General features: G+C 68.5%; 23 protein-coding genes and 1 pseudogene. 4 read left to right on the top strand and 20 right to left on the bottom strand.

From position 1 onward, the window contains the following. Positions 1 to 24: 24 nt before the first annotated feature. The 6 genes from QAD21_RS14035 to QAD21_RS14010 all read right to left on the bottom strand — a co-directional run bounded on the left by QAD21_RS14035 (position 25) and on the right by QAD21_RS14010 (position 5,543). Positions 25 to 966, bottom strand: a complete 942-nt coding sequence (locus QAD21_RS14035) for a diiron oxygenase (RefSeq protein WP_068972169.1) — start codon at positions 964 to 966, stop codon at positions 25 to 27. After that, complete coding sequence (locus QAD21_RS14030) at positions 963 to 1,844, bottom strand: prephenate dehydrogenase dimerization domain-containing protein (protein ID WP_137810035.1); 882 nt, start codon at positions 1,842 to 1,844, stop codon at positions 963 to 965. Before QAD21_RS14030 ends, QAD21_RS14035 begins: the two co-directional genes overlap by 4 nt. Then, positions 1,841 to 3,982: an aminodeoxychorismate synthase component I gene (pabB, locus tag QAD21_RS14025; protein WP_159370959.1), complete on the bottom strand. Its 2,142-nt coding sequence runs from the start codon at positions 3,980 to 3,982 to the stop codon at positions 1,841 to 1,843. Before pabB ends, QAD21_RS14030 begins: the two co-directional genes overlap by 4 nt. A 1-nt stretch (position 3,983) precedes the next feature. Then, entirely contained in the window at positions 3,984 to 4,382 is a 399-nt protein-coding gene (locus QAD21_RS14020) for a chorismate mutase family protein (protein ID WP_065629819.1), read from the bottom strand. 289 nt (positions 4,383 to 4,671) lie between these two features. After that, complete coding sequence (locus QAD21_RS14015) at positions 4,672 to 4,974, bottom strand: hypothetical protein (protein WP_065629820.1); 303 nt, start codon at positions 4,972 to 4,974, stop codon at positions 4,672 to 4,674. After that, a complete protein-coding gene (locus tag QAD21_RS14010; RefSeq protein ID WP_065629821.1) occupies positions 4,971 to 5,543 on the bottom strand; it encodes a recombinase family protein in 573 nt (190 codons plus the stop codon). Before QAD21_RS14010 ends, QAD21_RS14015 begins: the two co-directional genes overlap by 4 nt. 271 nt (positions 5,544 to 5,814) lie before the next feature. Between QAD21_RS14010 and QAD21_RS14005 the strand changes: the two genes are divergently transcribed. Further along, positions 5,815 to 6,729, top strand: a complete 915-nt coding sequence (locus tag QAD21_RS14005; RefSeq protein WP_280359743.1) for an alpha/beta hydrolase — start codon at positions 5,815 to 5,817, stop codon at positions 6,727 to 6,729. Positions 6,730 to 6,875: 146 nt separating this feature from the next. Here QAD21_RS14005 and QAD21_RS14000 read toward each other — a convergent pair whose 3' ends face one another. Continuing rightward, positions 6,876 to 7,073 (bottom strand): MGMT family protein, encoded by a 198-nt coding sequence (locus QAD21_RS14000; RefSeq protein ID WP_280359742.1) that lies wholly within the window; start codon positions 7,071 to 7,073, stop codon positions 6,876 to 6,878. Continuing rightward, on the bottom strand, positions 7,070 to 7,378 hold the full coding sequence (locus tag QAD21_RS13995; RefSeq protein WP_280359741.1) for a hypothetical protein: 309 nt from the start codon (positions 7,376 to 7,378) through the stop codon (positions 7,070 to 7,072). Before QAD21_RS13995 ends, QAD21_RS14000 begins: the two co-directional genes overlap by 4 nt. Before the next feature lie 106 nt (positions 7,379 to 7,484). Here QAD21_RS13995 and QAD21_RS13990 point away from each other — a divergent pair, with 106 nt between their 5' ends. Beyond that, positions 7,485 to 7,910 carry a nitroreductase family deazaflavin-dependent oxidoreductase gene (locus QAD21_RS13990; RefSeq protein ID WP_086536526.1) on the top strand — a complete coding sequence of 142 codons (426 nt, stop codon included), beginning with the start codon at positions 7,485 to 7,487 and terminating at the stop codon, positions 7,908 to 7,910. A gap of 99 nt (positions 7,911 to 8,009) precedes the next feature. Here QAD21_RS13990 and QAD21_RS13985 read toward each other — a convergent pair whose 3' ends face one another. Together QAD21_RS13985 and QAD21_RS13980 are read right to left on the bottom strand one after the other, a co-directional pair. Further along, the gene (locus QAD21_RS13985) at positions 8,010 to 9,062 is read right to left on the bottom strand and encodes a fused (3R)-hydroxyacyl-ACP dehydratase subunits HadA/HadB (protein ID WP_137810029.1); all 1,053 of its coding nucleotides are present in this window, start codon (positions 9,060 to 9,062) and stop codon (positions 8,010 to 8,012) included. A gap of 63 nt (positions 9,063 to 9,125) precedes the next feature. Continuing rightward, positions 9,126 to 10,384 (bottom strand): annotated as a pseudogene (locus tag QAD21_RS13980) (oxygenase MpaB family protein). 140 nt (positions 10,385 to 10,524) lie between these two features. Between QAD21_RS13980 and QAD21_RS13975 the strand changes: the two are divergent. Further along, positions 10,525 to 11,175, top strand: coding sequence for an MBL fold metallo-hydrolase (locus tag QAD21_RS13975; protein WP_068972188.1), 651 nt, complete (start codon positions 10,525 to 10,527; stop codon positions 11,173 to 11,175). Here the strand turns inward: QAD21_RS13975 and poxB are convergent. Next, on the bottom strand, positions 11,172 to 12,908 hold the full coding sequence (gene poxB / locus QAD21_RS13970; protein ID WP_068972175.1) for a ubiquinone-dependent pyruvate dehydrogenase: 1,737 nt from the start codon (positions 12,906 to 12,908) through the stop codon (positions 11,172 to 11,174). The genes QAD21_RS13975 and poxB overlap by 4 nt on opposite strands. Before the next feature lie 132 nt (positions 12,909 to 13,040). On the opposite strand from poxB, the gene QAD21_RS13965 reads away from it, so the two are divergent. Then, the gene (locus QAD21_RS13965) at positions 13,041 to 14,072 is read left to right on the top strand and encodes an LLM class flavin-dependent oxidoreductase (RefSeq protein WP_280359740.1); all 1,032 of its coding nucleotides are present in this window, start codon (positions 13,041 to 13,043) and stop codon (positions 14,070 to 14,072) included. A 29-nt stretch (positions 14,073 to 14,101) separates the two neighbouring features. Here the strand turns inward: QAD21_RS13965 and QAD21_RS13960 are convergent, their stop codons facing one another. The 9 genes from QAD21_RS13960 to QAD21_RS13920 form a co-directional block, all read right to left on the bottom strand. Further along, on the bottom strand, positions 14,102 to 14,731 hold the full coding sequence (locus tag QAD21_RS13960) for a GyrI-like domain-containing protein (RefSeq protein WP_280359739.1): 630 nt from the start codon (positions 14,729 to 14,731) through the stop codon (positions 14,102 to 14,104). 10 nt (positions 14,732 to 14,741) lie between these two features. Beyond that, positions 14,742 to 15,545: an ABC transporter permease gene (locus QAD21_RS13955; protein ID WP_280359737.1), complete on the bottom strand. Its 804-nt coding sequence runs from the start codon at positions 15,543 to 15,545 to the stop codon at positions 14,742 to 14,744. Next, complete coding sequence (locus QAD21_RS13950; RefSeq protein WP_068972177.1) at positions 15,542 to 16,540, bottom strand: daunorubicin/doxorubicin resistance ABC transporter ATP-binding protein DrrA; 999 nt, start codon at positions 16,538 to 16,540, stop codon at positions 15,542 to 15,544. Before QAD21_RS13950 ends, QAD21_RS13955 begins: the two co-directional genes overlap by 4 nt. Before the next feature lie 31 nt (positions 16,541 to 16,571). Further along, positions 16,572 to 17,057, bottom strand: a complete 486-nt coding sequence (locus QAD21_RS13945) for a PPOX class F420-dependent oxidoreductase (RefSeq protein WP_137810022.1) — start codon at positions 17,055 to 17,057, stop codon at positions 16,572 to 16,574. Positions 17,058 to 17,085: 28 nt separating this feature from the next. After that, entirely contained in the window at positions 17,086 to 18,285 is a 1,200-nt protein-coding gene (locus tag QAD21_RS13940) for a serine hydrolase domain-containing protein (RefSeq protein ID WP_280359736.1), read from the bottom strand. 73 nt (positions 18,286 to 18,358) lie between these two features. Then, the gene (locus QAD21_RS13935; protein WP_280359735.1) at positions 18,359 to 19,666 is read right to left on the bottom strand and encodes a polysaccharide pyruvyl transferase family protein; all 1,308 of its coding nucleotides are present in this window, start codon (positions 19,664 to 19,666) and stop codon (positions 18,359 to 18,361) included. A gap of 88 nt (positions 19,667 to 19,754) precedes the next feature. Beyond that, positions 19,755 to 21,383 carry an FAD-dependent monooxygenase gene (locus tag QAD21_RS13930; RefSeq protein WP_280359733.1) on the bottom strand — a complete coding sequence of 543 codons (1,629 nt, stop codon included), beginning with the start codon at positions 21,381 to 21,383 and terminating at the stop codon, positions 19,755 to 19,757. A gap of 116 nt (positions 21,384 to 21,499) precedes the next feature. Then, positions 21,500 to 21,913, bottom strand: coding sequence for a hypothetical protein (locus QAD21_RS13925; protein ID WP_280359732.1), 414 nt, complete (start codon positions 21,911 to 21,913; stop codon positions 21,500 to 21,502). 57 nt (positions 21,914 to 21,970) lie between these two features. Continuing rightward, positions 21,971 to 23,398 (bottom strand): FAD-binding oxidoreductase, encoded by a 1,428-nt coding sequence (locus QAD21_RS13920; RefSeq protein ID WP_280359731.1) that lies wholly within the window; start codon positions 23,396 to 23,398, stop codon positions 21,971 to 21,973. Positions 23,399 to 23,414 lie beyond the last annotated feature (16 nt).

Here is a 23,414-nt window from a genome sequence, read left to right as displayed (position 1 = left end):
CCACCCGACGATCACCGGCGCAGGTCAACCCAGGGCGCCGAACCGGGCGAGTAGCCGGTCGACCGCACTGCAATCCTGCAGGACTCGTCGTCTATCGGGATCCTCTGCGGACTCGCGCAGCATCGTGGCGCCGTCCGGGATCCGCTCGGCGGCGAGGATGGCCGACCAGGCGGCGCTGTCGGTCGCCGTGAACGCGTCGACGCCGTCGCGCAGCGCATGCGCCAGGACGAGCCGGTCGTCCGGGCCGAGCCGGTCGTGGACCATCGCGATCATCTCGCCGGCGACCGAGCCGTGCGCGCGCTCGTCGCGGCGATGCAGGGCGACGGTGGCTTGGTGAACCGGTTGGATCGTCCGATCCTCGGCGATCAACGTGAGGTAGTCCCCGATGGAGGTCTCGGCGACCGTCGCGTATGCCAGGGTCGTGAGCGCCGCGGCTCGTGCCGACTCCGCACGTGCGAGCGCAGCCCGATGGCGGCGCACCATCAACGACTCGGGCAGTGTGGCATCCGGGAGCGTCCAGGCACGCCGGCGGCGGGTCAGCGCGGAAGCGTTCAGATGCATCAGCGTGTGGTACTCCTCGTCGACCATCGACTGGACGACCGCCGCCCTCCCGGCGTCGGAGAACCCAGTGCCGAAGGCATCCCGGAACAGCAAGCCGAAACCGGGTGTGACCACGTCTTGTTCGATGTCGACGACGTTCTTGTTGTATGCGATCCACCCCCACGCCCGGACCCGGGACCGGCGGTCCTCGTCGAGCCCGTTCCATCCCGGATGTCCGGCGAAGGGGAGCAGTGTCTCGGGATAGTCGACGCAATCGTCGTCGTAGAGATCGTCCATGGTCGGGCCGTCGAGTTCGGGCTCGGTGCGGCGCACCGTGGCCCGCCGCGACCAGCTGCGCACCAGCCCACGGATCACCGCCGTCTCCACCGGGTCGGCGGCGTCGTGGTCGGGCAGCGTGCCGGTCACGACGCCAACCCGGCGAACAGTTGCGCGCACAGCCCGGCATACTCGCTGCCGCGATCGCCCAGCGGCGCTCCGGCCCGGGCGAGCAGCGCCGTGAACTCGTCGGTGTCGCTGTCGCAGGTGGCGGAGACCCGGGACACCGCACGCGCCAACGCATCCCGGGCCGTCGACGCGCACGGGTTCGACGACTGCACGTCCCGGTACACCTCCGGTGTCCCACCGGCGACGCGCGCCAGCATCGCCGACATCGTCATGAACGGCGGGGTGGCCAGTGTCGCCGCCTCGTCGGCCTCGACGCCGAGATCGGCGAGCGCGACCCCGAACGACAGGATGGTCGCATGGGTGAGGGCCTGCACCGCGGCGCACAGGCGGTCGTGCCGATCGGCGGTGGTGACCTGCACGCGAGCGCCCCACCTCGCCAGGTCGTCGATCAGGCGGTCCACGCCGGGTCCGTCGCGATGGACGACCACCGCAATCGCGCGGCCGGGCAGACCGAGGGACGGGGCGAACATCGGGTTCACGCCGACGGCCGGGCCCGTTGTGGCGCAACGGCTCTCGTCCAGTCCGCCGACGGCCGCCGCGAACCGGGTCTTCACCGACAGCGTCTCCACCAGCATCGCGGTCGGGCGCATCAGTGATCGCACCGTCCCCAGCGAGGCGACGGCGACATTCTCCGGCACCGCGAGGACCACGATGTCCGCCGCGCGCACCCGCGCGGTCGCCTCTGGGCCGGGGGCACGGATGTCGTCGCCGGAGGTGGCGTCCAGGATGTGTACGAGGTCGCCGCCGCTGCGCCACCGGTCCGCGAACATGGATCCCACCGCCCCTGCTCCGCCGGCCACGACCACCGACCGCGCACCGGGGCCGGCCGATTCGGTCACGAGTCGCTCTCCTCGGCGACGGACAGGCAGCGTCGCATGGTCAGGGCCTTGACCATCGTCTCCTCGAACTCCTCGTCCGGATGCGACAGCGCGACGATCGCACCGCCGACGCCGAAGGTCACCTCGGAACCGGTCGCCACCATCGTGCGGATCACGATCGACAGGTCAGCGGTTCCGGTGAGCGAGAAGAAGCCGATCGCCCCCGAGTACACGCCCCGCGGACCCGCCTCGAGTTTGTCGATGATCTCCATCGTGCGGATCTTCGGTGCGCCGGTCATCGAACCGCCGGGAAAGGCCGCCCGCACACAGTCGACCGCCGACACCCCGTTCCGCAGCGTCCCCCGCACGGTCGACACCATTTGATGCACGGGTGCGTAGGTCTCGATGTCGAACAGTGACGGCACATGCACCGACCCCGGGACGCAGACACGCGACAGGTCGTTGCGGACGAGGTCCACGATCATCAGGTTCTCCGACCGGTCCTTCTCGCTCGCCCGTAGCGCGGATCGCAAGTGGTGGTCCTCGGTGGGATCGGCCGACCGCGGCCGTGTCCCCTTGATCGGCTTCGACTCGACCGTCCCGTCGGCACCGATCTTCAAGAACCGTTCCGGCGACGCGCTGAGCACCGACATCCCGGCGAACTGCAGCAGGGCGTTGTAGGGCATCGGGCTGATCTCCCGCAGACACGAATACCCGGACACGGGGTCGAGGCTGCGGTGCACGGTCGCCGAGTTCGTCAGACACACCTCGTACGACTCCCCGGACCGGATCTCCGCCAGACAGTCCTCGATGAGCCTCAGGTACGTCTGGCGGTTGTGGCGGAACACGATCGGCACCTCGTGGGGCGCCGGGACCAGCGGGGGAGTCGTCGCCGGAGCGGGTGTGGCGGTTCGCATCTCCCGAATGGTCGACGCCGTCTCGTCCAACCACGTCGCGACATCGGGATCCGGGCTCTCGACTGCTTCTAGTGCGAGCACATACGCACACCCGTGTCCGTGGTCGATCACCACCGCGCGGTCGGCGAACACGAGCGCCGCGTCGGCCTGCTCGGAGGCATGCGCCAGCTGGCCGCCGGTGTCCGCTTTGAGCTCGTAGCCGAGATAGCCGACGTACCCCAGACAGAACGCGAACGGCAGCTCAGGTTGCGCAGCCACCGCACGCGCCCGCAGCTGGGCGTCGAGGTAGTCGAAGAAGGTGCTGCGGACCTCCTCCGCTGTACCGTCCGAATGTTCGACTCGCACAGTCATTTCCGGGACCCGGTAGGTCACATACTCGGCGTGGGGGCCCGAGCAGTCTCCCATGACGGAGTAGCGACCGTCGGTCTCCTCGGCCGCCGACCGGTCGAGCCAATAGCTGTTCGGGCCACCGGCGAACAGTCGTTCATAGACGCTGTTCGGGTCCACCACGTGGTCCACCCGAACCGATCGGACCCGGTATTCCTCGTGCCGATTCCCCGTCGGTTCACTCCCCGCCGATTCACTCGTCGACGCCTCACTGGCCGGGCGCTCCGTCGTCGCCGACGCCCGACTCGCCCCGACCGAGACCCCGCGGTGCGCTCGCACCCGTGTGGCCGCCGCGAAGTTGGCCAACAGCTCCCGGCCGTACTCGCTGCAGATCGACTCCGGATGGAACTGCACCCCCCACATCGGCAACACCCGGTGGCGCACCGCCATCAGGACGCCGTCGTCGGACCACGCCTGCTCCTCCAACTCGTCGGGGACATCCACCACCGCCAGCGAGTGATACCTGACCGCCCGGAACGGGGAGGGCAGTCCCGCGAACAAGCCGCGGCCGTCGTGGTGGACGGCGCTGAGTCGTCCGTGCCGCGGTTCGGGGGCCCGTACCACCGGGCTGCCGAACACATGGCACAGGCCCTGGTGGCCCAGGCACACCCCGAGCACGGGTAGTCCGCTGTCGGTCAGCGCCCGTGCGCTGATCCCGAAGTCGCGGGGGTAGTCCGGACGGCCCGGGCCGGGGGAGACCACGACGTTGTCGAAAGCTGTCAGGTCCACCGACGTCCAGGGCACATCGTTGGCGACGACGACCGGCTCCCGGCGGTTGACCTGGGTCAACAACGCGTACAGGTTGTACGTGAACGAGTCGTAGTTGTCGATCAGCAGTGTGCGCACCGGGTCCACCTCAGTCCGCGCTCGCGACGGCGGACGGGTGTCGGGCGGGGTCACGATCCGGCCCCGCTCGCTGCGACGTCTCGGTCCCGACGATCAGATCCTCGACCCGACAGGTCTCCGAGATCATGAGGTCGTAGAGGGCATGCAGGAAATCGGTGGACAGATCGTGATCGATGGCGAACCGGTGGGCGTGTTCGTGTACAGCGCCGACCCGGCGCGGCTGCATCACCGGGATGGCGTGCCGTCGTTTGAGTTCCGCGATGCGTGTGCAGACCTCGATCCGGGCCCGCACGTCTTCGAGCAGACGGTCGTCGATCCCGTCCAATTCCGTTCGCAGGGCTTCCAGTTCGCGTGCGGTGGGGTCGTCTCCACCCGGCGCACGGCTGTTGATGTTCGTCGATCGGGTCATGGCGCGACCACCTAGCAGTGTCCGAAAGTGCGGCCCGCCGACTTGACCCGCCCGACATGCGGCGCCTGCCCCCGTGCGGCATTGCGCCCGGCCCGCGTTCGCGAACCGCATCCCCGACTCGGTCCATGGTCGCACCGAGCGTGCATGTCGCGAGGGGCGTTGACGTCACCAGGTGATCACGATTCGCCAACGACCAGTACGTCAGCGCACGAGATCCGTTGCCGGGGCGGCGGTTCGAATGCGGCAAGTCCGACCTTCCGGGCTTCGTTGCCGAGACCCTTTGCGGCGCTTACTTTCCGGCGTGCCGGAGGTGTCCGTAGAGGGCGGCGCGATAGCCGCGTGTGTAGCTCGGTTCCTCGTCGTCGGGGTCCGGCGGACACGCGAGCGTCGACGACGCCAGTTGTCGCGCCCACGGCGCGGGAAGCGCACCGAGATCGGCCGCGGCATCGACGAAACCTTGCTGGAACAGGTCCGGATCGAGGTGCTCGTCGAGTTCGGCGTCGAAGATCGGGAACGAGGTGGGCAGGCGCGTGACGACGCCGTACTCGGTGACGATGTCGAGTTCGGGGAGGTCGGAGTCGGGATTCTTCAACGGACCGAACGCCTCTCGGCCAGGGTGCGATACAGGGTCGCGCGGCTCACCCCGAGCTCTTGCGCGATCCTGGGTACGGAAACCCCCTGCGCGCGCATCTGTTCGGCGCGCACCACCTGATCGGCATCGAGCGCCCGCGGCCGGCCGATCGCCGACGTGGACCCACGCAGGGTTCTCGGCGTGGAACGGTCCGACCGTCTCGGCGCGTCGTCGTCGAGTTCGGCCAGCGACGCCAGCACCGCGACGATCATCGCTCCGGCCGGGTCGGCGGTGTCGATTCCCTCGCGGAGCGAGCGCAGTCCGATGCGGCGCCCGGCCATCTGGTTCGCGACCTCCATGACCTCGCGAACGTTCCGGCCGAGGCGGTCGATGCCGACGACCACCGTGGTGTCGCCGGCTCGCGCGTAGTCGAGGAGGGCGGCCATCCCGGGCCGCTGACCCGCGGGCGCGGAGCGATCGGTCGCATCGGTGTAGATCCGCGCGGGGTCCACCCCGGCATCGGTGAGCGCGTCGATCTGGGGCGCGAGCGCGTGGGCACCGGGGGAGTCGCGTGCGTAACCGAGGGCCATCCCCGACGGCTGTGTTGCGTCTGCTGTCACCGCGACAGCGTATCTCAGAAGTATCGAGACAGACTCAAAAGACGGGCCGGTAATTCGAGATGTTCGTGCCAAATAAAGTTTGAAGGTCTTGATAGTCGCAAAAAGAGTCTCGAAATAGGCGGGATGACTCAGGTGCGGCCGCGTTCGGGGTTCACCAGTTCGCACCGTTTCACCGCGTTGTGCCGCGCGGGCGCCGCGCCGGCGTTACCGTCGCACCACGGTCGTCGGAGGAGGTACATCCATGGGGCTCGCTCACTCGGACAGTCACTCGACGAAACCGCGCCTCGTCGAGACGCCGACCGGGCCGGTCGAGTATGTCGACGTCGGATCCGGGCCGCCGCTGGTGTTCGTGCACGGGTCCCCGGGTGGCTGCGACCAGGGGGTCCCGATGACGCGCTTCCTGGCCGGGGCGCATCGCGTCCTCGCGGTCTCCCGACCGGGCTACCTGGGTACGCCCTTGGGCGGCGACAGTCGAGATCCGGCCGCGCAGGCGGAACTGGTCAGGGCGGTGCTGGACTCGGTGGGGATCGATCGTTTCGGGCTGATGTGCTGGTCCGGTGGCGGGCCCGTCGCCTACTCGTTGGCGGCTGCGCTGCCCGAGCGGGTGTCCGCGATCGTCGCGGTCGCTGCGGTCAGCACCCGATTCGATCCGCGGAGCAGCCTGCGTGGACGACTCGAACTGTCCGAGGAGAAACTCCTCTTCAGCCGTTTCGGTGAGTGGCTGGCGACCACGGTCGCGTCGAAGGCGCCGTCCACGGCCATCTCGACACTCCTGTCCGGTGAGGGAGACCTGTCGCGTGTACAGATCAGGGCGCTCACCGCGGAGATCATCGCCGATGACGACCAGCGCACGCTGGCAATCGATCTGTTCGACACCGTGTCGGGGTCGCGAAAAGCTGGCTTCGACAATGACTTCGACCAATTTCGCGAACTCGACCTACCGCTCGCGGAGGTGACCGCACCCGTGCTGGCGATACACGCCCGAACCGACGCCGACGTCCCGTTCGATCAGAGTGTCCATGCCGCGCAGACGCTGCCCGATGCTCGCCTCGAAGCCGTCGACGAGGGAACGCACCTGTCGTTGTGGCTCGGCTCGGACGCTCCAAGGCTGCAGTCGCTGGTCGTCGAACATCTGTCCGGGGCGTCGCGCACATGACGCTCGACGCTCGAGGATGCCGGATCACGAACTCACGTCGCGTGCGACATCGGTCCGCTGATGCGACTTCGATCGAGGTCGCGTAGACGGATTGATGTCGCATGCGACATCGATCCCAGGGTCGGCGTAGTCGGCTGGGCTCCTGATCAGAACAGCGTCGGCGGGAGAGCGCCCTCGAACTCGAGCAGCCAGCGTTTGGTCGCCAGACCCTGACCGTCCGCGCCGCCCGAGTAGCCGCCGAGTCCGTCGCCGGCGACGACGCGATGACACGGGATGATCAACGGCAGGGGATTGATCCCCATGATCGTGCCGACGCCGCGCGCAGAGACCCGCGTGCCGCTCATCGCCGCGAGTTCGCCGTAGGTGACCGTGTCGCCGTGGGCGACCGTCCGGTGCAGCGTCGACAGGACGCCCGGGCGGCGTCCGACATTCGATCGAGATCGACGGGCAGGTCGAACTCGGTCAGTTCACCGGCGAAGTAGGCGCGGATCTGTCGAATTGCCTCTGCGAGAACGGGATCGGTGGTCCGATTGTCGGCCGGTAGGTCGGTGACCACTCGCCAGGCCACGCGCGTGACGGCTGACCCGTCGCTGTCGACGGCCACGGTGCCGACCGGCGTCGGTACGAGAGCACGGCATGGTGTGGTCATCGGTGAGATCTCACGGTCGAGGTCAGGTCCGGCCGCAGTATCGAAGAGTCACGACGCAGATGGCGCCGCGGGGAATACCCGGCCCGCCCGTGGTGTTCCGCCCACCATGAGTGCTAATGCAGAGTTGAGTCCTGAAGGCTGGGTCCGCGAGCAGACCGAGAAGATTCTGGAGCAGGGCACGACCGACGGTGTGACCGTGATGGACCGCCCGATCGTCCTGTTCACCACGACCGGCGCGAAGTCGGGCAAGAAGCGCTACGTCCCGCTGATGCGCGTGGAAGAGAACGGCAAGTACCTCATGGTCGCCTCGAAGGGCGGCGCGCCCGAGCATCCGGCGTGGTACCACAACGTGAAGGCGAACCCCCAGGTCACCGCGCAGGACGGTACCGAGGTGAAGGAATTGACCGCGCGCGAGCTGAGTGACGGCGAGGAGCGCGATCACTGGTGGGAGCTGGCCGTCGCCGCCTTCCCGCCCTACGCCGAGTACCAGACGAAGACCGATCGGCAGATCCCGGTGTTCGTCCTCGAGTGAGCGTCGCGCTGCATCGATAAAGCCCCCGACCGCGGTCGGGGGCTTTACGCTGTCTCAGGTCGTACTTTGTCATCAAAGGGGAGTACTGACCCCCCGGGGTCACGAGAAGCGGATATTCAGTGTGGCGAGACCGAAGATCTTGCGGCCGCCCGACTTGGCCACCACGATCACGACGCCCGTCCGGGTCGCCGGATCGAGCGACTTGATCCGCCCGCTGTACTCGATCTCGCCGCCCTCGGCGCCGGACACGACAGCGGGCTGGGACAGGCGCACCGCGTAGCGGGTGACGGCACCCGGGTCGCCCGACCACGACGACACGAAAGCGGCCCCGAGCCCCATGGTCAGCATGCCGTGCGCGATGACATCGGGCAGGCCGGCCAGTTTCGCGCTCGTCTCGTCCCAATGGATGGGGTTCGCGTCGCCCGCGACACCGCCGTAGTTGACCAGATCGCCGCGCGACAACCTGATCGTGTGCAGAGGCAGTTCGTCGCCGACGTTCAACTCGTCGAAGTTCCGTGCGCCCGAGGTGCGCCCGCTGTCGTCAGCGGTGCGGACGTCAGCGTCGGGACGGACCGTCCGCACGTATCGCTCCGCCGCTTCGTCGTGGCTGAAGATGTTGACGTCGTGCATCATCACCTTGCGGACCGCACTGCTCAACTCGGGGTCGACCTCGTCGGCGGTGACCCCGACGACCGTCGTGTGCATGGTGTGGACACGCTCGCCCGAGGCATCGGTCATGGTGTTGGTCACGGTGATCAGGTCTTTGCCCGCGATCCGGCGGACACTCGTCAGCTCCACGTCCGTCGTCAGTTCGTCGCCGGCGACGATCGGGCGGTGCTGCTCGAAGACCTGCTCGGTCTGGACGTAGGTGTCGTAGCCGACGATGACCTTCTCGAACAGCTCCCGGTTCGCCGCCATCGCCGGGATGGAGGTGAAGGTGAGCGGCGCGACGAGACCGGAATAGCCAAGGGCGGCTGCGGCTTCGGGCTCCCAGTGGGCGCCGTGGTAGTCCTGGACCGCGCGTGCGTACTCACGCACCTTCTCGCGGCCGACCTGATACGAGCCGTCGAGCACGTAGTAGTGGCCGACGCGGGATCCGATCCCGGAGGGATCGTCGGTGGTCGTGGCGGTGGTCGTCGGGGTGTGCGTCACCCCGAACACGCTAACGGTGTGCGCATTCGAGTCCAACTCTGGAGTAACTCTCCGACACCGCGGTCAGCGCCGGAGACCTTTCCCGTGGGCGTACTCGGCCGGGCGACCCGAGGTCTGCCAGTCGTGCCAGTTCTCCCGATGGCGGCACATCCACTTCTCGTGAAGTCGACGGAATCGAGGTGAGAGTCGACGGGTGGTTTCGACGACGATCACCACCGGTAGTCGGAGCACGATGACGAGCATCCCCGGAACCGGACTGGGCATCCGGTAGCGCAGCCGCGTCGTGGGCAGCATGTAGATGCTCGAGTACGCCGCGTACATCGCCGCGTTGTATGTGCCGCGCAACCGCTGCAAGCCGGTCGACCCGCTCTTCGCGAACGCGGCCGGGAACGACTCGATGAGCTCTGCGCCGTCGGCCCCGGCGTCGTAGGTGCGGGTGGACGTGACGAAGGCCAGCAATCGCAACGAGTCGGCGATCGTTTCCGGATACCACTGCGTGCGCACCCCGAGTAGGTGGCCGAGGTAGCGCTGATAGTGCAGCAGGACGCGGATCTCGCGGGGTGTCGTCTGTACTCCGGTCAGCCACAGCGCCATCGCGGGCACCACGCTGCCGCCCAGCAGGGTCAGTAGTTGGTAGGACTGACTGATCGGGTCGCCCCAGCGTTGGCGGTCCCATTCCGGGTGTTCGGCGACGGTGCGCCGGACCCACACGTGCATGATGCGTACCCGCATCGCCGTCGCACGACCCTGCGACCCCGGCGTGAGCAACGCGTCGGGTTGCGAGACGTCGATCCAGAAACGCGAGGTCTCCAGGAACCGGCGCAGAGCGTTGTCGCCCGCATAGCCCCCGGCCAGCGAGAGCGGTTTCGCGACCGCGGCCTCGGTGTACATCTCCAGGGTGATCCCCCGGCAACGCTGAACAGGCCGGTACCCCACCGGCGCCAGATGGCCTCGCCCTCCGCGATCAGCTCGGGGTCGACCCAGTCGGGCACCGTCTCGAATTCCTCGAACAGGTCGACCAGTGCCGGCGGGGGATCGTCGATGCTGTCCAGGCCGTCGGTGAGTGCCTGATCGAGCAGGGCCCGGGCCGCCTCACCGCCCAACGTGCCGTAGACCTCGTCGACGAAACGTTCGGCCACGGGGTCGGTGCGGAACATGTCCTCGGCGAAGGTGCGTAGGTTTTCCGGCTCCGGGAAGAGGTCTTTGCGGGTGAACTGCCGTACCAGCGCCCGCACGCCTCGCAGACGCTGGTTGGTCATCGCGGACTCATAGGCGACCGCCGCCGGAAAGGCAGGAGTATCGGGTGGCAGCGAGGTGGACACGGGGACTCCTGACGTGAGACGGATTCCTAGATGTGTATCACCCGCGGTGCTCTGCTGACCAGTCGGCAACGGCGTCTTGACTTCAAGTGAACTCGAAGTTGCACCGTGGTGGGAGATTCAACCAACCCGAGGAGGTATCGATGCGCCGCGTATTCGCCGACCTGTGGGAGACCAGCTCCGACAACCCGTTTCCGGGACTGACCACGCATGCCTACCTGTGGAGGTCGACTCGAAATGTCCTCTTCTACTCGGTTGCGTCGGATTCCGAGTTCGATGAGCTCTACCGCCTGGGCGGGATCGACGAGCAATATCTGTCGCATCAGGATGAGGCCGGGCCGCTGCTGGCCGCGATTAACGAACGATTCGGGACGACACTGCACGCTCCTGCCGCCGAAGCGGACCGGATCGGCCGCTACGCGCGGATCGGGGTGGGGCTCGCGGACCGGCACACGGACGGCAACGGGGTCGAGGCGATCCCGACACCCGGCCATTCCCCGGGTAGCACGAGCTACCTGGTGCACGGCGCCGACGGCGACCGCTACCTGTTCACCGGGGACACCCTCTATCGAAGCGAGTCGGGGCGGTGGACCGCCGGGTATCTCCCGGGCATCAGTGACCCCGTCCAGCTCGCGGGGAGCCTCGAACTGCTGGCCACTCTTGCCCCGGACGTCGTCATATCGAGCGCGTATGCGGGGGAGTCGGCCGTTCACCGTGTCGACACGTCCACCTGGACAGCCGGTGTCACCGAAGCGATTCTCGGCCTGCGGGTGGCTGCGGACCGAAACGCCTAGTCGAACAGCCGCCGGAAGAGATTGGTCTCGGCGAGGTCGACCAGTTCGTCGCCGCGTCCGGACAGTACGGTGCGGAGCGCGTAGAGCGTGAAGCCCTTGGCCTGGGCGGCGGTGATCGTCGGCGGGATGGACAGCTCCTGGCGAGCGGTGACGACATCGAGTAGCGCCGGACCGTCGTGGGCGAGGAACTCGTCGACCGCACCGGACAGGTCGTCCGGCCGCTCGACGCGCCGACCGCGGATACCGAGCGACTCCGCCAGCGCGGCGAAGTCCGGATTCTCCAGATCGGTTCCGTAGTTCACGAACCCGGCCGCCTTCATCTCGACCTCGACGAAGTTCAGCGACGAGTTGTCGAAGACGACGATCTTCACCGGCAGGTTGTTCTGCGAGATGGTCAGCAGCTCGCCGAGCAGCATCGCGAGCCCGCCGTCGCCGGCGAGCGCCACGATCTGGCGGTCCGGGAACGCGGTCTGTGCGCCGATCGCCTGGGACACGGCATTGGCCATCGAGCCGTGGGTGAACGAGCCGATCAGGCGACGGGCCCCGTTCATCTCGAGGTAGCGCGCCGCCCACACCACCGGTGAGCCGACGTCGGGGATGAACACCGCGTCGCGGTCGGCTTTCTCGCTGATCAGGCGAGTCAGGTACTGCGGGTGGATCGGTGCCCGGTTGCGGTCGTTGTCGGCGAGGTCGTCGAGGCGGCGACGTGCCGTGGCGTAGTGCGCCAACGAGGTCGACAGGTGTTCGGAGTCGCGGCCGGTGGAGATCTTCGGCAGGAGCGCACGGGAGGTGTCGCCGACATCGCCGACGAGTGGCACGTCGACGGGGCAGCGTCGACCGATCTGCTCGCCACGGATGTCGACCTGGATGATGGTCGCCTTCGACGGATAGAACTGTTCATAGGGGAAGTCGGTGCCCAGCATGAGCAGTGTGTCGCACTTCTCGATCGCCCGGTATCCGGACGAGAAGCCGAGCAGCCCGGTCATTCCCACGTCGTAGGGGTTGTCGTACTCGATGAATTCCTTGCCCCGCAACGCGTGCACGACGGGGGCCTGCAGGGCACGGGCGAGCTCGACGACCTCGTCGTGGGACCCCTGCACCCCCGCCCCGGCGAGAATCGTCACGCGCTCGGCGGCGTTGAGAGTGTCTGCGGCGCGGGCGATCTCGGCATCGGTGGGCCGGGTGACCCGCGGGATACGGCGGATGGGGGCGCCGGCGCGTCGTTTCGGGCACGGCGCCAGGAAGGTCTCGCCCGGGATGACGAGGACCGCCACATCCTGTTTCTCGACCGCGGTGCGCAGGGCGATGTCGAGGAGGCGCGGCATCTGGTCGGGCGTGCCGACCATCTCGCAAAAGGCGCTGCATTCCCGGAACAGCTGCTCGGGGTGGGTCTCCTGGAAGTAGCCGGTGCCGATCTCCGTCGCCGGGATGTGCGCGGCGATCGCGAGGACCGGGACACGACTGCGGTGTGCGTCGAACAGTCCGTTGATCAGGTGCAGGTTGCCGGGCCCGCAACTTCCCACGCACACCGCCAGTTCACCGGTGAGCGCGGCTTCGGCGGACGCGGCGAACGCCGCCGACTCCTCGTGTCGCACATGTTGCCACGAGATGGTGTCGTTTCTCCGCAGGGCATCGGTGAAACCGTTGAGTGAATCACCGGGCAACCCGTGGACGTGCCGGACTCCGGCGCGCTCGAGTTCCTCGACGATCCTCTCCGCGACAGTGGGCGGCATGGCGATCCGTTCGGTCGGCGACGGTGTGCCCCGACTATAGACGCGGCGCGCGCCGGTGTGACCTCCAGAGAATTCGACCCACCCTGATTCGCCGACATGTCTCCGCTGCCAGACGGTGTGAAGATCGATTGCATGCCACGACGCGGTGAACCACTCCGGAAGCTCGGTTTCCTGACGATCGGACGCTTCGACGGTGACGACCCGCGCCCCGGTCACCTCGAGACGCTCCGGATGATCGAGCTGGCCGAGCAACTCGGCTTCGACAGCGTGTGGGTGCGCAACCGGCACCTGCAGTACGGCATCTCCTCGCCGGTGGCCCTGCTGGCGGCCGCGGCGGTGCGCACCAGCCGTATCGAGCTCGGTACCGCGGTGATCCCGCTCGGTCTGGAGAATCCGCTGCGGCTGGCCGAAGACCTGGCGACGGGGGACATCCTCAGCGGGGGACGGCTCAACCCGGGGGTCTCCGTCGGTGTGCCGATGCGCTACGACGACTTCAAGACCGCGCTGTACCCCGAAACCCATGCGCTCGAGAACTTCTCGAAGGACCGGGTGGTGAGGCTCCTGGACAACCTGCGGGGCGAACCCGTCAGCGACTTCGAGGGCACCGTCGGGATAGAGACGTTCTCCCGACGGGTGCAACCGCATTCGCCGGGTCTCGCCGATCGGGTCTGGTACGGAGGTGGATTGAGCTCGGCGATCTGGGCGGGCCGGCAAGGCATCAACTATCTGACCTCGTCGGTGGTGACCACCGAGGGCACGGAGTCGCGCGACTTCGCGACCATCCAGGCCGAACACATCGACGCCTACCGTGCCCATCAAGTCGATCCCGACCGTGCGCGCGTGTCCCAAGGGCTCGTGGTGATCCCCACGGATTCCGCGACCGCGGACCAGATCCGCAAGTACCGGGCGTATGCCGACAGTCGGTTCGAGCGCACGCTCACCCCGCAGGGCCCGCGGGGCCTCCTGTTCTCGCCGGATCTCGTCGGACCGTCCGATGAACTCGCCGAGAGACTGTATGAGCACGCGGGATTCCAACGCGCCACCGAGGTGGCCTTCGCGTTGCCGTTCTCCTTCGACGAGCCGGACTACCTGCAGATCGTGGGTGATCTCGCCGGGCAGCTCGGACCGGCACTCGGATGGACGCCGGCCATCGGGACTCCGTAGCGAGAAACCCTGCGATAAGCCATCTTTCGCTACGGGACGATGGTGGATTCGACCGGTTGACGCAGCAGGGTCCGAAGTTTCTGGGGAGCTACTCGGCGGAAGTCGCTGAAGTAGATCTCATGGTGACGGCCCGACATGCGTAAGCCGTTGTCGGGTATGAACCGATCGTGCATCTCGGCCAGCACCGGCCCCTCGTCGTCGAACGGCCCGTGGTGCAGCGTCTGAACACACGACCCCTCGTCCAGCGACTCCGTGCGTAGATCGGCGAGACGCGGCGGCGGCTTCGTCGCGCCGGCCTCGAGAACAGCGGCGTCGAGCAGGTCCTCGCCGATCCACTCGGGGACCATCAGCATGAGCGTCCACCTCCAGCGGCCCTTGTCCCGGGCGCCGGTGAAGGTGCTCATGTCGTCGGCCCACCAGAGCCCCTCGAGTGGCGGGACGACGTAGTCACGGCCGAGTTCACGACTGCTTGCGAACTTCAGCTTGTACGCTACCGGATACAGCGTCTCGATCGACGCCGCGAACTGTGGTGTCGAGTTGGGATCGCCCGATCCGTCGATCATCAGGTAGCGCCTGGCCGGAACGTCGAGAATGCGGAAGTGGCCGCGCCGGGCCTTGTACGAGTCCAGCGTCTTCTTGAAGTCCACCTTCTCGGGCACGCCCTCGACACTATCCGGGAATGCGTCGCCGCTCATAGGTTCGGAGCGCGAGAAAGTATGCGGCCCCGCCGATGGCGAGACTCCAGGCGAGCGAGGCGACAACATTCGCGGTGGGGACCGGGGCGTCGGTGAGGGTTCCGCGCAGGACCTCGATGACGGGGGTGAAGGGCTGATACTCGGCGAATTGCCTCAGGCCGGCGGGTAGGGATTCGGCCGGTACGAAACCCGTGCTGAGGAACGGCAGGATCGTGAGGAACATCGGTGTGTTGCTGGCGGTCTCGACGCTCTTGGCCGCCAGCCCGAGATAGACCGACAGCCAGATCAGCGCGACGGAGAACACGGTGGTCACGCCGAGCGCGCCCAGCCAGTCGAGCGGACCGGCCGACGGCCGGAATCCGATCGCGACGGCGACGGCCAGCACCACGACGATGCTGAACAGCGCCTGCAGGAGGCTGGCGAGTACGTGACCGGTGAGGACAGCGGAGCGAGCGATGTCCATGGTGCGGAAGCGGTTGATGATCCCCGAGGTCATGTCCATGGCAACGACGATGGCGGTGCCCTGGACCGCCGACGCGACGGTGACCAGCAGGATTCCGGGCACCACATAGTCGAGGTAGGCGGCCCGCCCGCTGTCGCCGGACTGCGTGGTCATCCCGGCGCCGAGCTGGCCCCCGAACACGAAGACGAACAGCAGCAGGAAGACCACCGGGATGCCGACCAGCATCACGGTGAGCACCGGGAACTTGATGAGCCGCCGAACGTTGCGGCGGACCATGACCCGCGAATCCGACACCGTGTGTGCCAGGGTCGTCATGAGGCGGCTCCGGACGGATCCGGGTCGGTGGCACCGGGTTCGCCGATGTCGGCATCGGCGGCCGCGGAAGCGGGATTGCCGGTGAGCGCGAAGAACACATCGTCGAGGGTCGGGGCATGGACACCGACGTCGGTGACCGTGATGCCGGCGGCCTCCAGCTGGTTCAGGGTGGTCCGGACAGTGGTGACGGTGTCGTCGGTCGCGATGTCGAGGCGTCGTGCTTCGGGAACCGGACGCGCATCCGGCAGAAGCGAGGCCGCCTTGTCGAAGGAGTCGCGGTCGGCGAAGGTCAGGCGCACCTCGGAGTCGTGCACCCGGCTCTTCAATTCGGCGGCGGTGCCCTCGGCCACGATGTGGCCGTGGTCCAGAACGGCGATGCGGTCGGCGAGCTGGTCGGCCTCCTCGAGGTACTGCGTGGTGAGGAAGATCGTGACGCCTTCGGCGGCGAGCCGGGAGATGGTCTCCCACAGCATCCGTCGACTCCTGGGGTCGAGACCCGTGGTCGGTTCGTCGAGGAAGATCACTCGCGGAATGGACACCAGAGTCATGGCGAGATCGAGGCGCCGACGCATGCCGCCGGAGTAGGTCGACACCGCGCGGTCGGCGGCCGCGACCAGATCGAACTGCTCGATCAACTCCTGGGCGCGGGCCTGTCCGTTGCGTCTGCCCAGCCGTCGTAGGTCGGCCATGAGCACCAGATTGTCCCGCCCGCTGAACAACTCGTCGACCGCGACCGACTGGCCGGTGACACCGATCATCGCGCGCACCGCACGCGTCTGCGCGACCGTGTCGTATCCGCCGATCGTCACCGTCCCCGAGTCGGCGGGGAACAGGGTCGACGCGATGCCGACGGTCGTGGTCTTGCCGGAACCGTTCGGCCCCAGCAGGGCGGTCACGCTGCCGGCGGGTATCTCGAGATCGATGCCGTCGAGAACGCGATGTCCGCCATAGCTTTTCGTCAACCCGCGGATCTCGATGTCGGCGCCGGTGGTCAACCGATCGGGTCCGTCCGGCGGGCCGGTGCGCTCATCGGTCCTGCGCGTCGAGCCGGGCCGCGACCTCGGCGGGGAATCCGCCGGTGGCCACCGGACCCCACCTCGTCGGCGTGATGCGGATCAGCGACTTGCCCTGTGTTCGCATCGCTGCTCGGTACTCGTCCCAATCGGGGTGCTCACCGGAGATGCTGCGGAAGTAGTCGACGAGCGCGTCCTCGGCCTCGGGCATGTCGAGGACCTCGGCATCACCGTCGACCTGGACCCAGGCGCCGTTGAAGTCGTCGGAGAGCACCACGACACTGGCCACCGGCGTGTGCCGGAGGTTCGCCGCCTTCGCCCGGCCGGGATAGGTCGAGATGACGATGCGGCCCTGCTCGTCGACCCCACCGGTGACCGGCGACATCTGCGGGCTGCCGTTGGAACGGACGGTGCTGAGGATCATGTGGTGGCGCGGCCGGATGAACTCCAGCAGTTCGGCACGGTCGACACCATCGGCTTTCGCGACTGTTCTGGCCATGCGCCGACCTTACGCCGGGACCGGGGTCTCAGGGCAGCGCGGCGATGAGGCCGGCCTGGACGGCGCTGACGGGGGTCGTCGACTTGCCGTCGACCGTCATCGCGTCGTCGGTGTTGATCACGATGATGATCGTCGTGTCCGAATCGTAGTTGTGGAACAACGAGGTGTTGTAGCCGGGGAAGTCACCGTCGTGACCCCACCATCCGTCGCGGTTGCCGATACCGATGCCGTATCCGGAGGTGGCGGTGTTCGGCGGCGGCGAGGTGAGAATCGAATCCCGGCGCAGTTGCTGGGTCGGCGGATTCAGGACGCCCTGCCCGGTGAACAGGGCCTCACCCCAGGTCTGGAGGTCGTCGACGGTCGAGATGACGGCACCGGCGGTGGACGCGAAGGACGGATTCCGGCGCGTCGAGTCGACCGTCTGCCCGTCGGGCTGACCCTGATCGGTGAGGCCGTCGAGATGTGGATCGGGGATCTCGACCGACCCGCCGGGCCACGAGGACTCGTCCATGCCCAAGGGGGTGAAGATCCGGTCGGCGAACACCTCGCCGATGGGTTTCGCCAGCACCTTCTCGATGACCAGGCCCAGCAGGACGTAATTCGTGTTGGAGTACTCCCAGCCCTGCCCCGGCGGAAAGCTCGGTGGCAGCGCCTTCGCGGTGTCCACCAGTTCGGTGGGCGTCCAGACGGATTCGGGGTCGGCGAAGAACTTCCGGTCGAAGGACTCGGACGCGGTGTACGACGGGATGCCGCTGGTCATGTCGGCGACCTGGCGCAGCGTCGCGCTGCCGTTGGGGGCGTCCGGGACGAACCTGTCGATGCGGTCGTCGAGCGAGACGCGGCCCTCTTGGACAAGCTGCAGCAGCAGGGTGGCGGTCATCGTCTTGGTGAGCGAGCCGATGCGGGTGTGATCGGCCGTCTGGATGGGATCGTCCCCGCCGGCCGCCCGGACCCCGGATGTCCCCGTCCAGGTTCCGGCCGGTGAGATGACCCGGGCGATGACGCCGGGGAGATTCCCGGCGGCCCGGGTGTCGTCGATCGCCTTCTGGAACGCCGCCGCGGTGTCGGCCGGCACCGAGGTCGTCTGACCCGAGCCGGGCGCTGCACTCGACGATCCCGCACCGGATGCCGTCTCCGAGGGTGAGCATGCGGCGAGGCCGAGTACGGCCGCGGCGCCGATCGTCGCCATGCGGAGGAGGGCCCTGGCGCGCACGGGGTTTCGGCTCATGTGGTCACTCTAACGGGAGGTCGGCGCACCGAGGCGACTTGGCGCAAATGGGACAACCTCCGGGGCGGGTGTGTCAGATGCGGTGCGCCAGCGCCGGCGAGACCGGGTAGATGTCGACGGCCGTGGCGAGCTTCGCGGCGACGGCCCGCTCCCGCGCCACCGGGTCGAAACCCCGCCCGTGCGGCCGCTCCGGGACGGACGTACCGGAATCCACCACGGTCCAGTCCGAGCCGGCCTCGACCAGTGATCGATGTTTGGTGGTGTAGTAACCCGGCATCGCCACCACCGCGATCCCGGGGTCGCCGGCGGCCGCGGCCATCAGGTGCGGGTGGAACCGGGTGCTGATCCAGGTGCTGCGGTGTCCGGCGGGCAGCCCGTCGTTCCAGACGTCGCGGAAGGTGAGCACGGTGGCGCCGGCCAGTCGTGTTCCGAGCCGGTAGGGAACCTCGTTGTCGTGCCCCGGGATTCCCTCGACGACGGTGACCGCCGAACCGGGTACGTCCCACGCGTCGAGCGTCGCCCGCACGAAGTCGGCCAGGGCTTCGACGCCGGTCGCCCGCGGTCCGGTGAACCGCTCGGTGAGATCGGACTGCAGGCACAGGACGACGCCGTTCTCGGCCGGTGCATCCATCTCGCGATACAGCGGAGGTCGCGGTCGGTGCAAGGCGAGCCACGCGTCGTCGCCGGAATGCCGTGCGCCGACGACGCCGTCGAGCACGTCGTACGACGCGGTGTCGCGCACGTCCACGACGTCGAATGCGGCGAACGCCTCGGTCAACGCCGCCCACGCGGCGCCCTGCAGCGCGGGAACGAGTCCCTGACCCGTCGCGGCGAGGCGCGCCCCGGAGCGCCGGGCCACCGCAGCAGCTGCGACGAACAACGAGACATGGTGTGGCCACACGGTATTGAGGTAGCCGCCGCCCAGGAGGTGGATGGTGGTCGCCGACTCCAGGAGGTCGATCCCGGCGGTCAGTCGCGGCGCCAGACCTGAGTCGAGGGCGGCGGCGCCGACCCACTCCCAGGGCGCGGGTTGTTCGGCCTCCGCGGCGTAAGTGGTCAATTGCCACAGGGTGTCGACGACGAGCATGTTCGGGTGGGCATCGCGCAGCAGCGTCGTGGCCGTGCCCGGGCTGTGGCAGTCCAGCACGATCGTGGCGTTCGGACGCACCCGGGTCAGGTGCCGCAACCAGGTTCTCGCGATCAGTTCGTCGCCGTAGTTCGGGTGGCCGGCCGGCGCCACCAGGTAGATCACCTCGCCGGCACCCATCGCGCGGCCGAGACGTGAGTCGGCGGAGCGCTGCCGGACCGAGGTGCCGATGCGGTCGGCGAGCGCGCCCGCGGCCCGGAACAGGGGGCGGTTGGGTGCCGGTCTGCTGGTCACGATCCCCAAGGTTACGGCGTGCGCGGCCGGTGGCCCCGGCCGACAGAGATCGAACGACACGGCCGCGCGCCGGTACGAGGTGCCGGCGCTACCCGAAGGTGCCCTCGAGATGACGCAGCGCGGCCTTGCCGTCGGTGGTCGGCCCGCGGTACCCGACATACCCGTCGGGCCGGATGACGAACACCGTCGAACCGTCGGGGCGGTAGCCATCGGTGAAGCGGCCGTCGGTGTCCCGGAGCAGCGGTAGTTCGGTGCTGCCGACCTGCGCGGTCGGCGCGGCGATCACATGAATGTCGATGTGGCCGTGCGCTTTCGCCGACATCTCGTCGGCGAGTGATTCGAGCACCGCGACCTCGTCGGCGCCGGCGGTGGGGTCGGCGTACAGGACGAGCGAATGGTCGACGCCGCCGATCACGTCGAACAGTCGCAGCGGGAAATTGACGGAATCGCGGCTGAGGCCGGCGGCATCCGGTGCGCGTTCACCGGCGCGCGGTGCGGCCGGCGCCGTGGGTACCGCCGACCCGGCGACGAGCGGACTGTCGGCGTAGGAGATCAGCAATTGGCCCTCGCGCCGCATGATGAAGTCCAAGTCGTTGGAATCGGTGCCGATGCCTTCGCGGGCGTCCCGGACCGTGCGTCCCACGACCTCCTCGCCGACGGGCCGACGTTCGAGGTCGTAGCTGTCGAGGAGCCTGTCGGAGCCGACACCCGCGACGGCGAGGGCGAGCTTCCAGGCGAGGTTGTGTGCATCCTGCACGCCGGTGTTCATCCCCTGCGCCCCCGTGGGCGGATGGATGTGGGCGGCGTCGCCGGCGACGAACACGCGTTCACGACCGTAGGAATCGACGATGCGGTGACTGATCCGGAACACCGAGGACCAGCGCAGGTTCGACACCGTCGCGGGTTCCGGTGCGAGGCGGTCGACCACGGCCTGGATGTGGGACAGTTCCGGCGCCCGGGTTCCCTCGAAACCGTGCGCCACACCGTCTCCGCCGGTGGTCGGTGCGACCGCGAGTTCGTCGGGGACGAGCATCGACATCCGGTAGCGGCCGCGGCCGGGAAGGGGGATGCACACCAGTTGGTCGTCGGTCGTGCCGTCCGCGGTCTGGTGCATCGAGCGGATCGCGTACCCCTGGGGCATCGACCAGTCCGCCACGACGTCGCCGAGCATATACTGCTCGGTGAAGGCGGCCCCTTCGAAGGACAGTCCGAGTCCTTTGCGCACCACGCTGTGGGCGCCGTCCGCGCCGAGCAGATAGCCCGCACGGATGGTGGTGTCCCCGTCCGGACCCGTCAGGGTCACGGTCACCCCGTCCGCGTCCTGGTCGAACGCGGACACGGCGGTGCCCCGGTCGATCTCGGTACCCAGATCGGTCAGGCGCTCACGGAGGATGCGCTCGGTCGCGTACTGGGGGAGCAGGTGGAATCGGTAAGGCACGTCGGGTGGCGTCGACAGATCGACCCGCGAGACCTGACTTCCGTTGACGTAGACGAGTTGTCCGCGCATCTCGAGCCCGGCGTCGAGCACCTGTCCCACGACGCCCATGCTCTCGAAGACCTCGAGCGTCCGCGGTTGGATGCCGACCGCCTTGGCGTACTGCGGGGGTTCGAGGAGCGGATCGACGATCCGCACGCGAACTCCGCGCCTGCGCAGCTCGATGGCGGCGGTCAAGCCGATGGGGCCGGCGCCGGCGATCAGGACATCGACTTCGGTCATGGAATCCTCCCGTTGTCGGCAGTCGCCGACACTCTGAGGATTATCGGGCGGGTGCCATCCCACCGCACCAGAACGGAGAAATCGGACGTCAAGACGACGGTTGATTCCGGCCCCGGTCATCTCGGGATGGCGGCGGGGCCGATCGTCTGGGCGCCGAGTTGCGCGACTCTGGCCCGCAATTCACGGTCGGCGGTGACCACGATGCGCTCGCGACGAGGATCCGAATCCGCGACGACGCCGACGATCGTGTCGTCCCCCGAACCCGGCGCGTCGACGATTCGGACCTGTTCGCTCGCCACGACACCGCGGGCCCGACCCTCGACGACCAGCACCACCTCGAGTGGCCCCGGCAGTCCTTCGAGTCCGCCGACGGCGACGGACTCGAGACGCGTCCGCAACCGTTCGGTGGCTCCGCGGCGATCGCGCCACCACCCGTCGGGCACCGAACCCACGACGTTGGCGGCGTCCACGACGAGCAGGGGCCGGTCGTTTGGGGTGCGATCGTGCCGGGGTTCGGACGGTTCAGACATGCCGACCATCAGTCCACATCCGGCCACCCGGGGCAAGTGCGCCGTCCGGTCGGCCGATCACAGGTCGCCGTGACAGAAGCGATTCGCCGGGTCGAGGGCGGCCTTGATCTCGTCGAGCCGGCGACGGTTGTCCGCGCTGAACGCGTCCGCGGCCCGGGCGACGCGTTCGGAGCCCGAGGTGAAGTTGAGGTAGGCGGCGCCGGTCACGTAGGGCTCGAGCTCGGCGCGGGTCACCCGCAACGTCGACTCGACGGCCAATGCGACGTGCGGATCGGGCACCGCCGCAACGAGTTCGAGTAGGAACCGGCCCTGTCGCCCCCGATCGTTGGGCGCGTTGTCCGCGCTGCGAGCGATCGCTCCACCGGCGTGGCGGATCTCGCCGCACACGATGAGCGGCGCCGACGCCGGGGCCGGCCGGACCCGCGCGGCGACGATGTCGACGGCCTCGTCGGGGAGATCGTCGAACCATTCGGTGGTGACCATCACCGGCATCGGCTCGGTCGGGTCCATGCTGACGGCGTCGATCGCCGCGAACGGCAGCGCACCCCACATGTCGACGACCGGCGTCCGCCACTCGCGCCATTCGTCGACGACCGCGCGACCGGCGTCGAGATCCCCGGACCAGCAGCCGCGCACGACGGCGAAGCTCCGGCCGCGGAGCGGCGCCGGGACGTCGTCCGTGGGCGGGAGGTTGAGAATCGCGACGGCCGACGTCAGCTCCTCGGACTGGGCGGGCGCCCAGTCGCGGAACCGGCGGATGATCTCCTCGGCGTCGGCGGCCGGATAGAAGACATTGCCGGCGTACACGGTCGACACTTCGACGAGCGCGATCTCCATGGACGTCACGACACCGAGACCGCCGGCGCCGGCGCCGCGCAACGCCCAGAAGAGGTGCGGGAAACTGGTATCGGTGACCCGGATCGGTGTCCCGTCCGGAGTCACCAGGTCGAACGAGAGCACGCGGTCCGACGAGAGGCCGTGGCGTCGACCGAGCCAGCCGAAACCGCCCCCGAGCGTGTAACCGACCGCCCCGACCCCGCCGGCCGAGCCCATCAGTGGCGCGAGACCGTACGGCGCCGCCGCGTCGACGACCGTTCGCCATGGGGCGCCGGCGCCGACCCGGGCGGTCCGGGTGACGGGGTCGACGCTCACCGACGAGAGCCGGGAGGTGTTGATCAGCAGTCCGCCGTCGGCCGGTCTCCCCGTGCCGTGACCGGTCGCCTGGACGGCGACGCGTAGATCTTCCTCGACGGCGAAGCGGACCGCCTCGACCACGTCGAAATGATTGTCGGGCACGGCGATCACGGCCGGGCGGTGCACGTCGAGCCGGTTGAAGCCGGATCGCGCGTCGAGGTAGCCGGCATCGCCGGGGCCGAAGACGTCGCCGGCGATCCTGTCGCGTAGTTGCGCGAGGACCGAGGTACGGGTCCGGACGGTGAGGCGCTCGGCGTGCTCGGGCAGGGAGGAGGCGGGTGTTGCGGGCATCGGCAGGTCCTCGGTC

Source organism: Gordonia sp. SMJS1 (genome assembly GCF_029866425.1).
Taxonomy (GTDB): domain Bacteria; phylum Actinomycetota; class Actinomycetes; order Mycobacteriales; family Mycobacteriaceae; genus Gordonia; species Gordonia hongkongensis.
The sequence above is the reverse complement of the archived record's forward strand: the minus strand, read 5'-3'. Positions and strand labels throughout refer to the sequence as shown.

Coding starts and splice junctions, on each gene's coding strand:
- poxB (WP_068972175.1), bottom strand. CDS start 12,908: ATGCCGCCCACTGTCGCGGAGAGGATCGTCGAGGAACTCGAGCGCGCC.
- QAD21_RS14010 (WP_065629821.1), bottom strand. CDS start 5,543: ATGGCCCTCGGTTACGCACGCGACTCCCCCGGTGCCCACGCGCTCGCG.
- QAD21_RS13920 (WP_280359731.1), bottom strand. CDS start 23,398: ATGCCCGCAACACCCGCCTCCTCCCTGCCCGAGCACGCCGAGCGCCTC.
- QAD21_RS14020 (WP_065629819.1), bottom strand. CDS start 4,382: ATGACCCGATCGACGAACATCAACAGCCGTGCGCCGGGTGGAGACGAC.
- QAD21_RS13975 (WP_068972188.1), top strand. CDS start 10,525: ATGCGCCGCGTATTCGCCGACCTGTGGGAGACCAGCTCCGACAACCCG.
- QAD21_RS14005 (WP_280359743.1), top strand. CDS start 5,815: ATGGGGCTCGCTCACTCGGACAGTCACTCGACGAAACCGCGCCTCGTC.
- QAD21_RS14000 (WP_280359742.1), bottom strand. CDS start 7,073: ATGAGCGGCACGCGGGTCTCTGCGCGCGGCGTCGGCACGATCATGGGG.
- QAD21_RS13930 (WP_280359733.1), bottom strand. CDS start 21,383: ATGACCGAAGTCGATGTCCTGATCGCCGGCGCCGGCCCCATCGGCTTG.
- QAD21_RS13995 (WP_280359741.1), bottom strand. CDS start 7,378: ATGACCACACCATGCCGTGCTCTCGTACCGACGCCGGTCGGCACCGTG.
- QAD21_RS13945 (WP_137810022.1), bottom strand. CDS start 17,057: ATGGCCAGAACAGTCGCGAAAGCCGATGGTGTCGACCGTGCCGAACTG.
- QAD21_RS13955 (WP_280359737.1), bottom strand. CDS start 15,545: ATGACGACCCTGGCACACACGGTGTCGGATTCGCGGGTCATGGTCCGC.
- QAD21_RS13965 (WP_280359740.1), top strand. CDS start 13,041: ATGCCACGACGCGGTGAACCACTCCGGAAGCTCGGTTTCCTGACGATC.
- QAD21_RS13925 (WP_280359732.1), bottom strand. CDS start 21,913: ATGTCTGAACCGTCCGAACCCCGGCACGATCGCACCCCAAACGACCGG.
- QAD21_RS13990 (WP_086536526.1), top strand. CDS start 7,485: ATGAGTGCTAATGCAGAGTTGAGTCCTGAAGGCTGGGTCCGCGAGCAG.
- QAD21_RS13940 (WP_280359736.1), bottom strand. CDS start 18,285: ATGAGCCGAAACCCCGTGCGCGCCAGGGCCCTCCTCCGCATGGCGACG.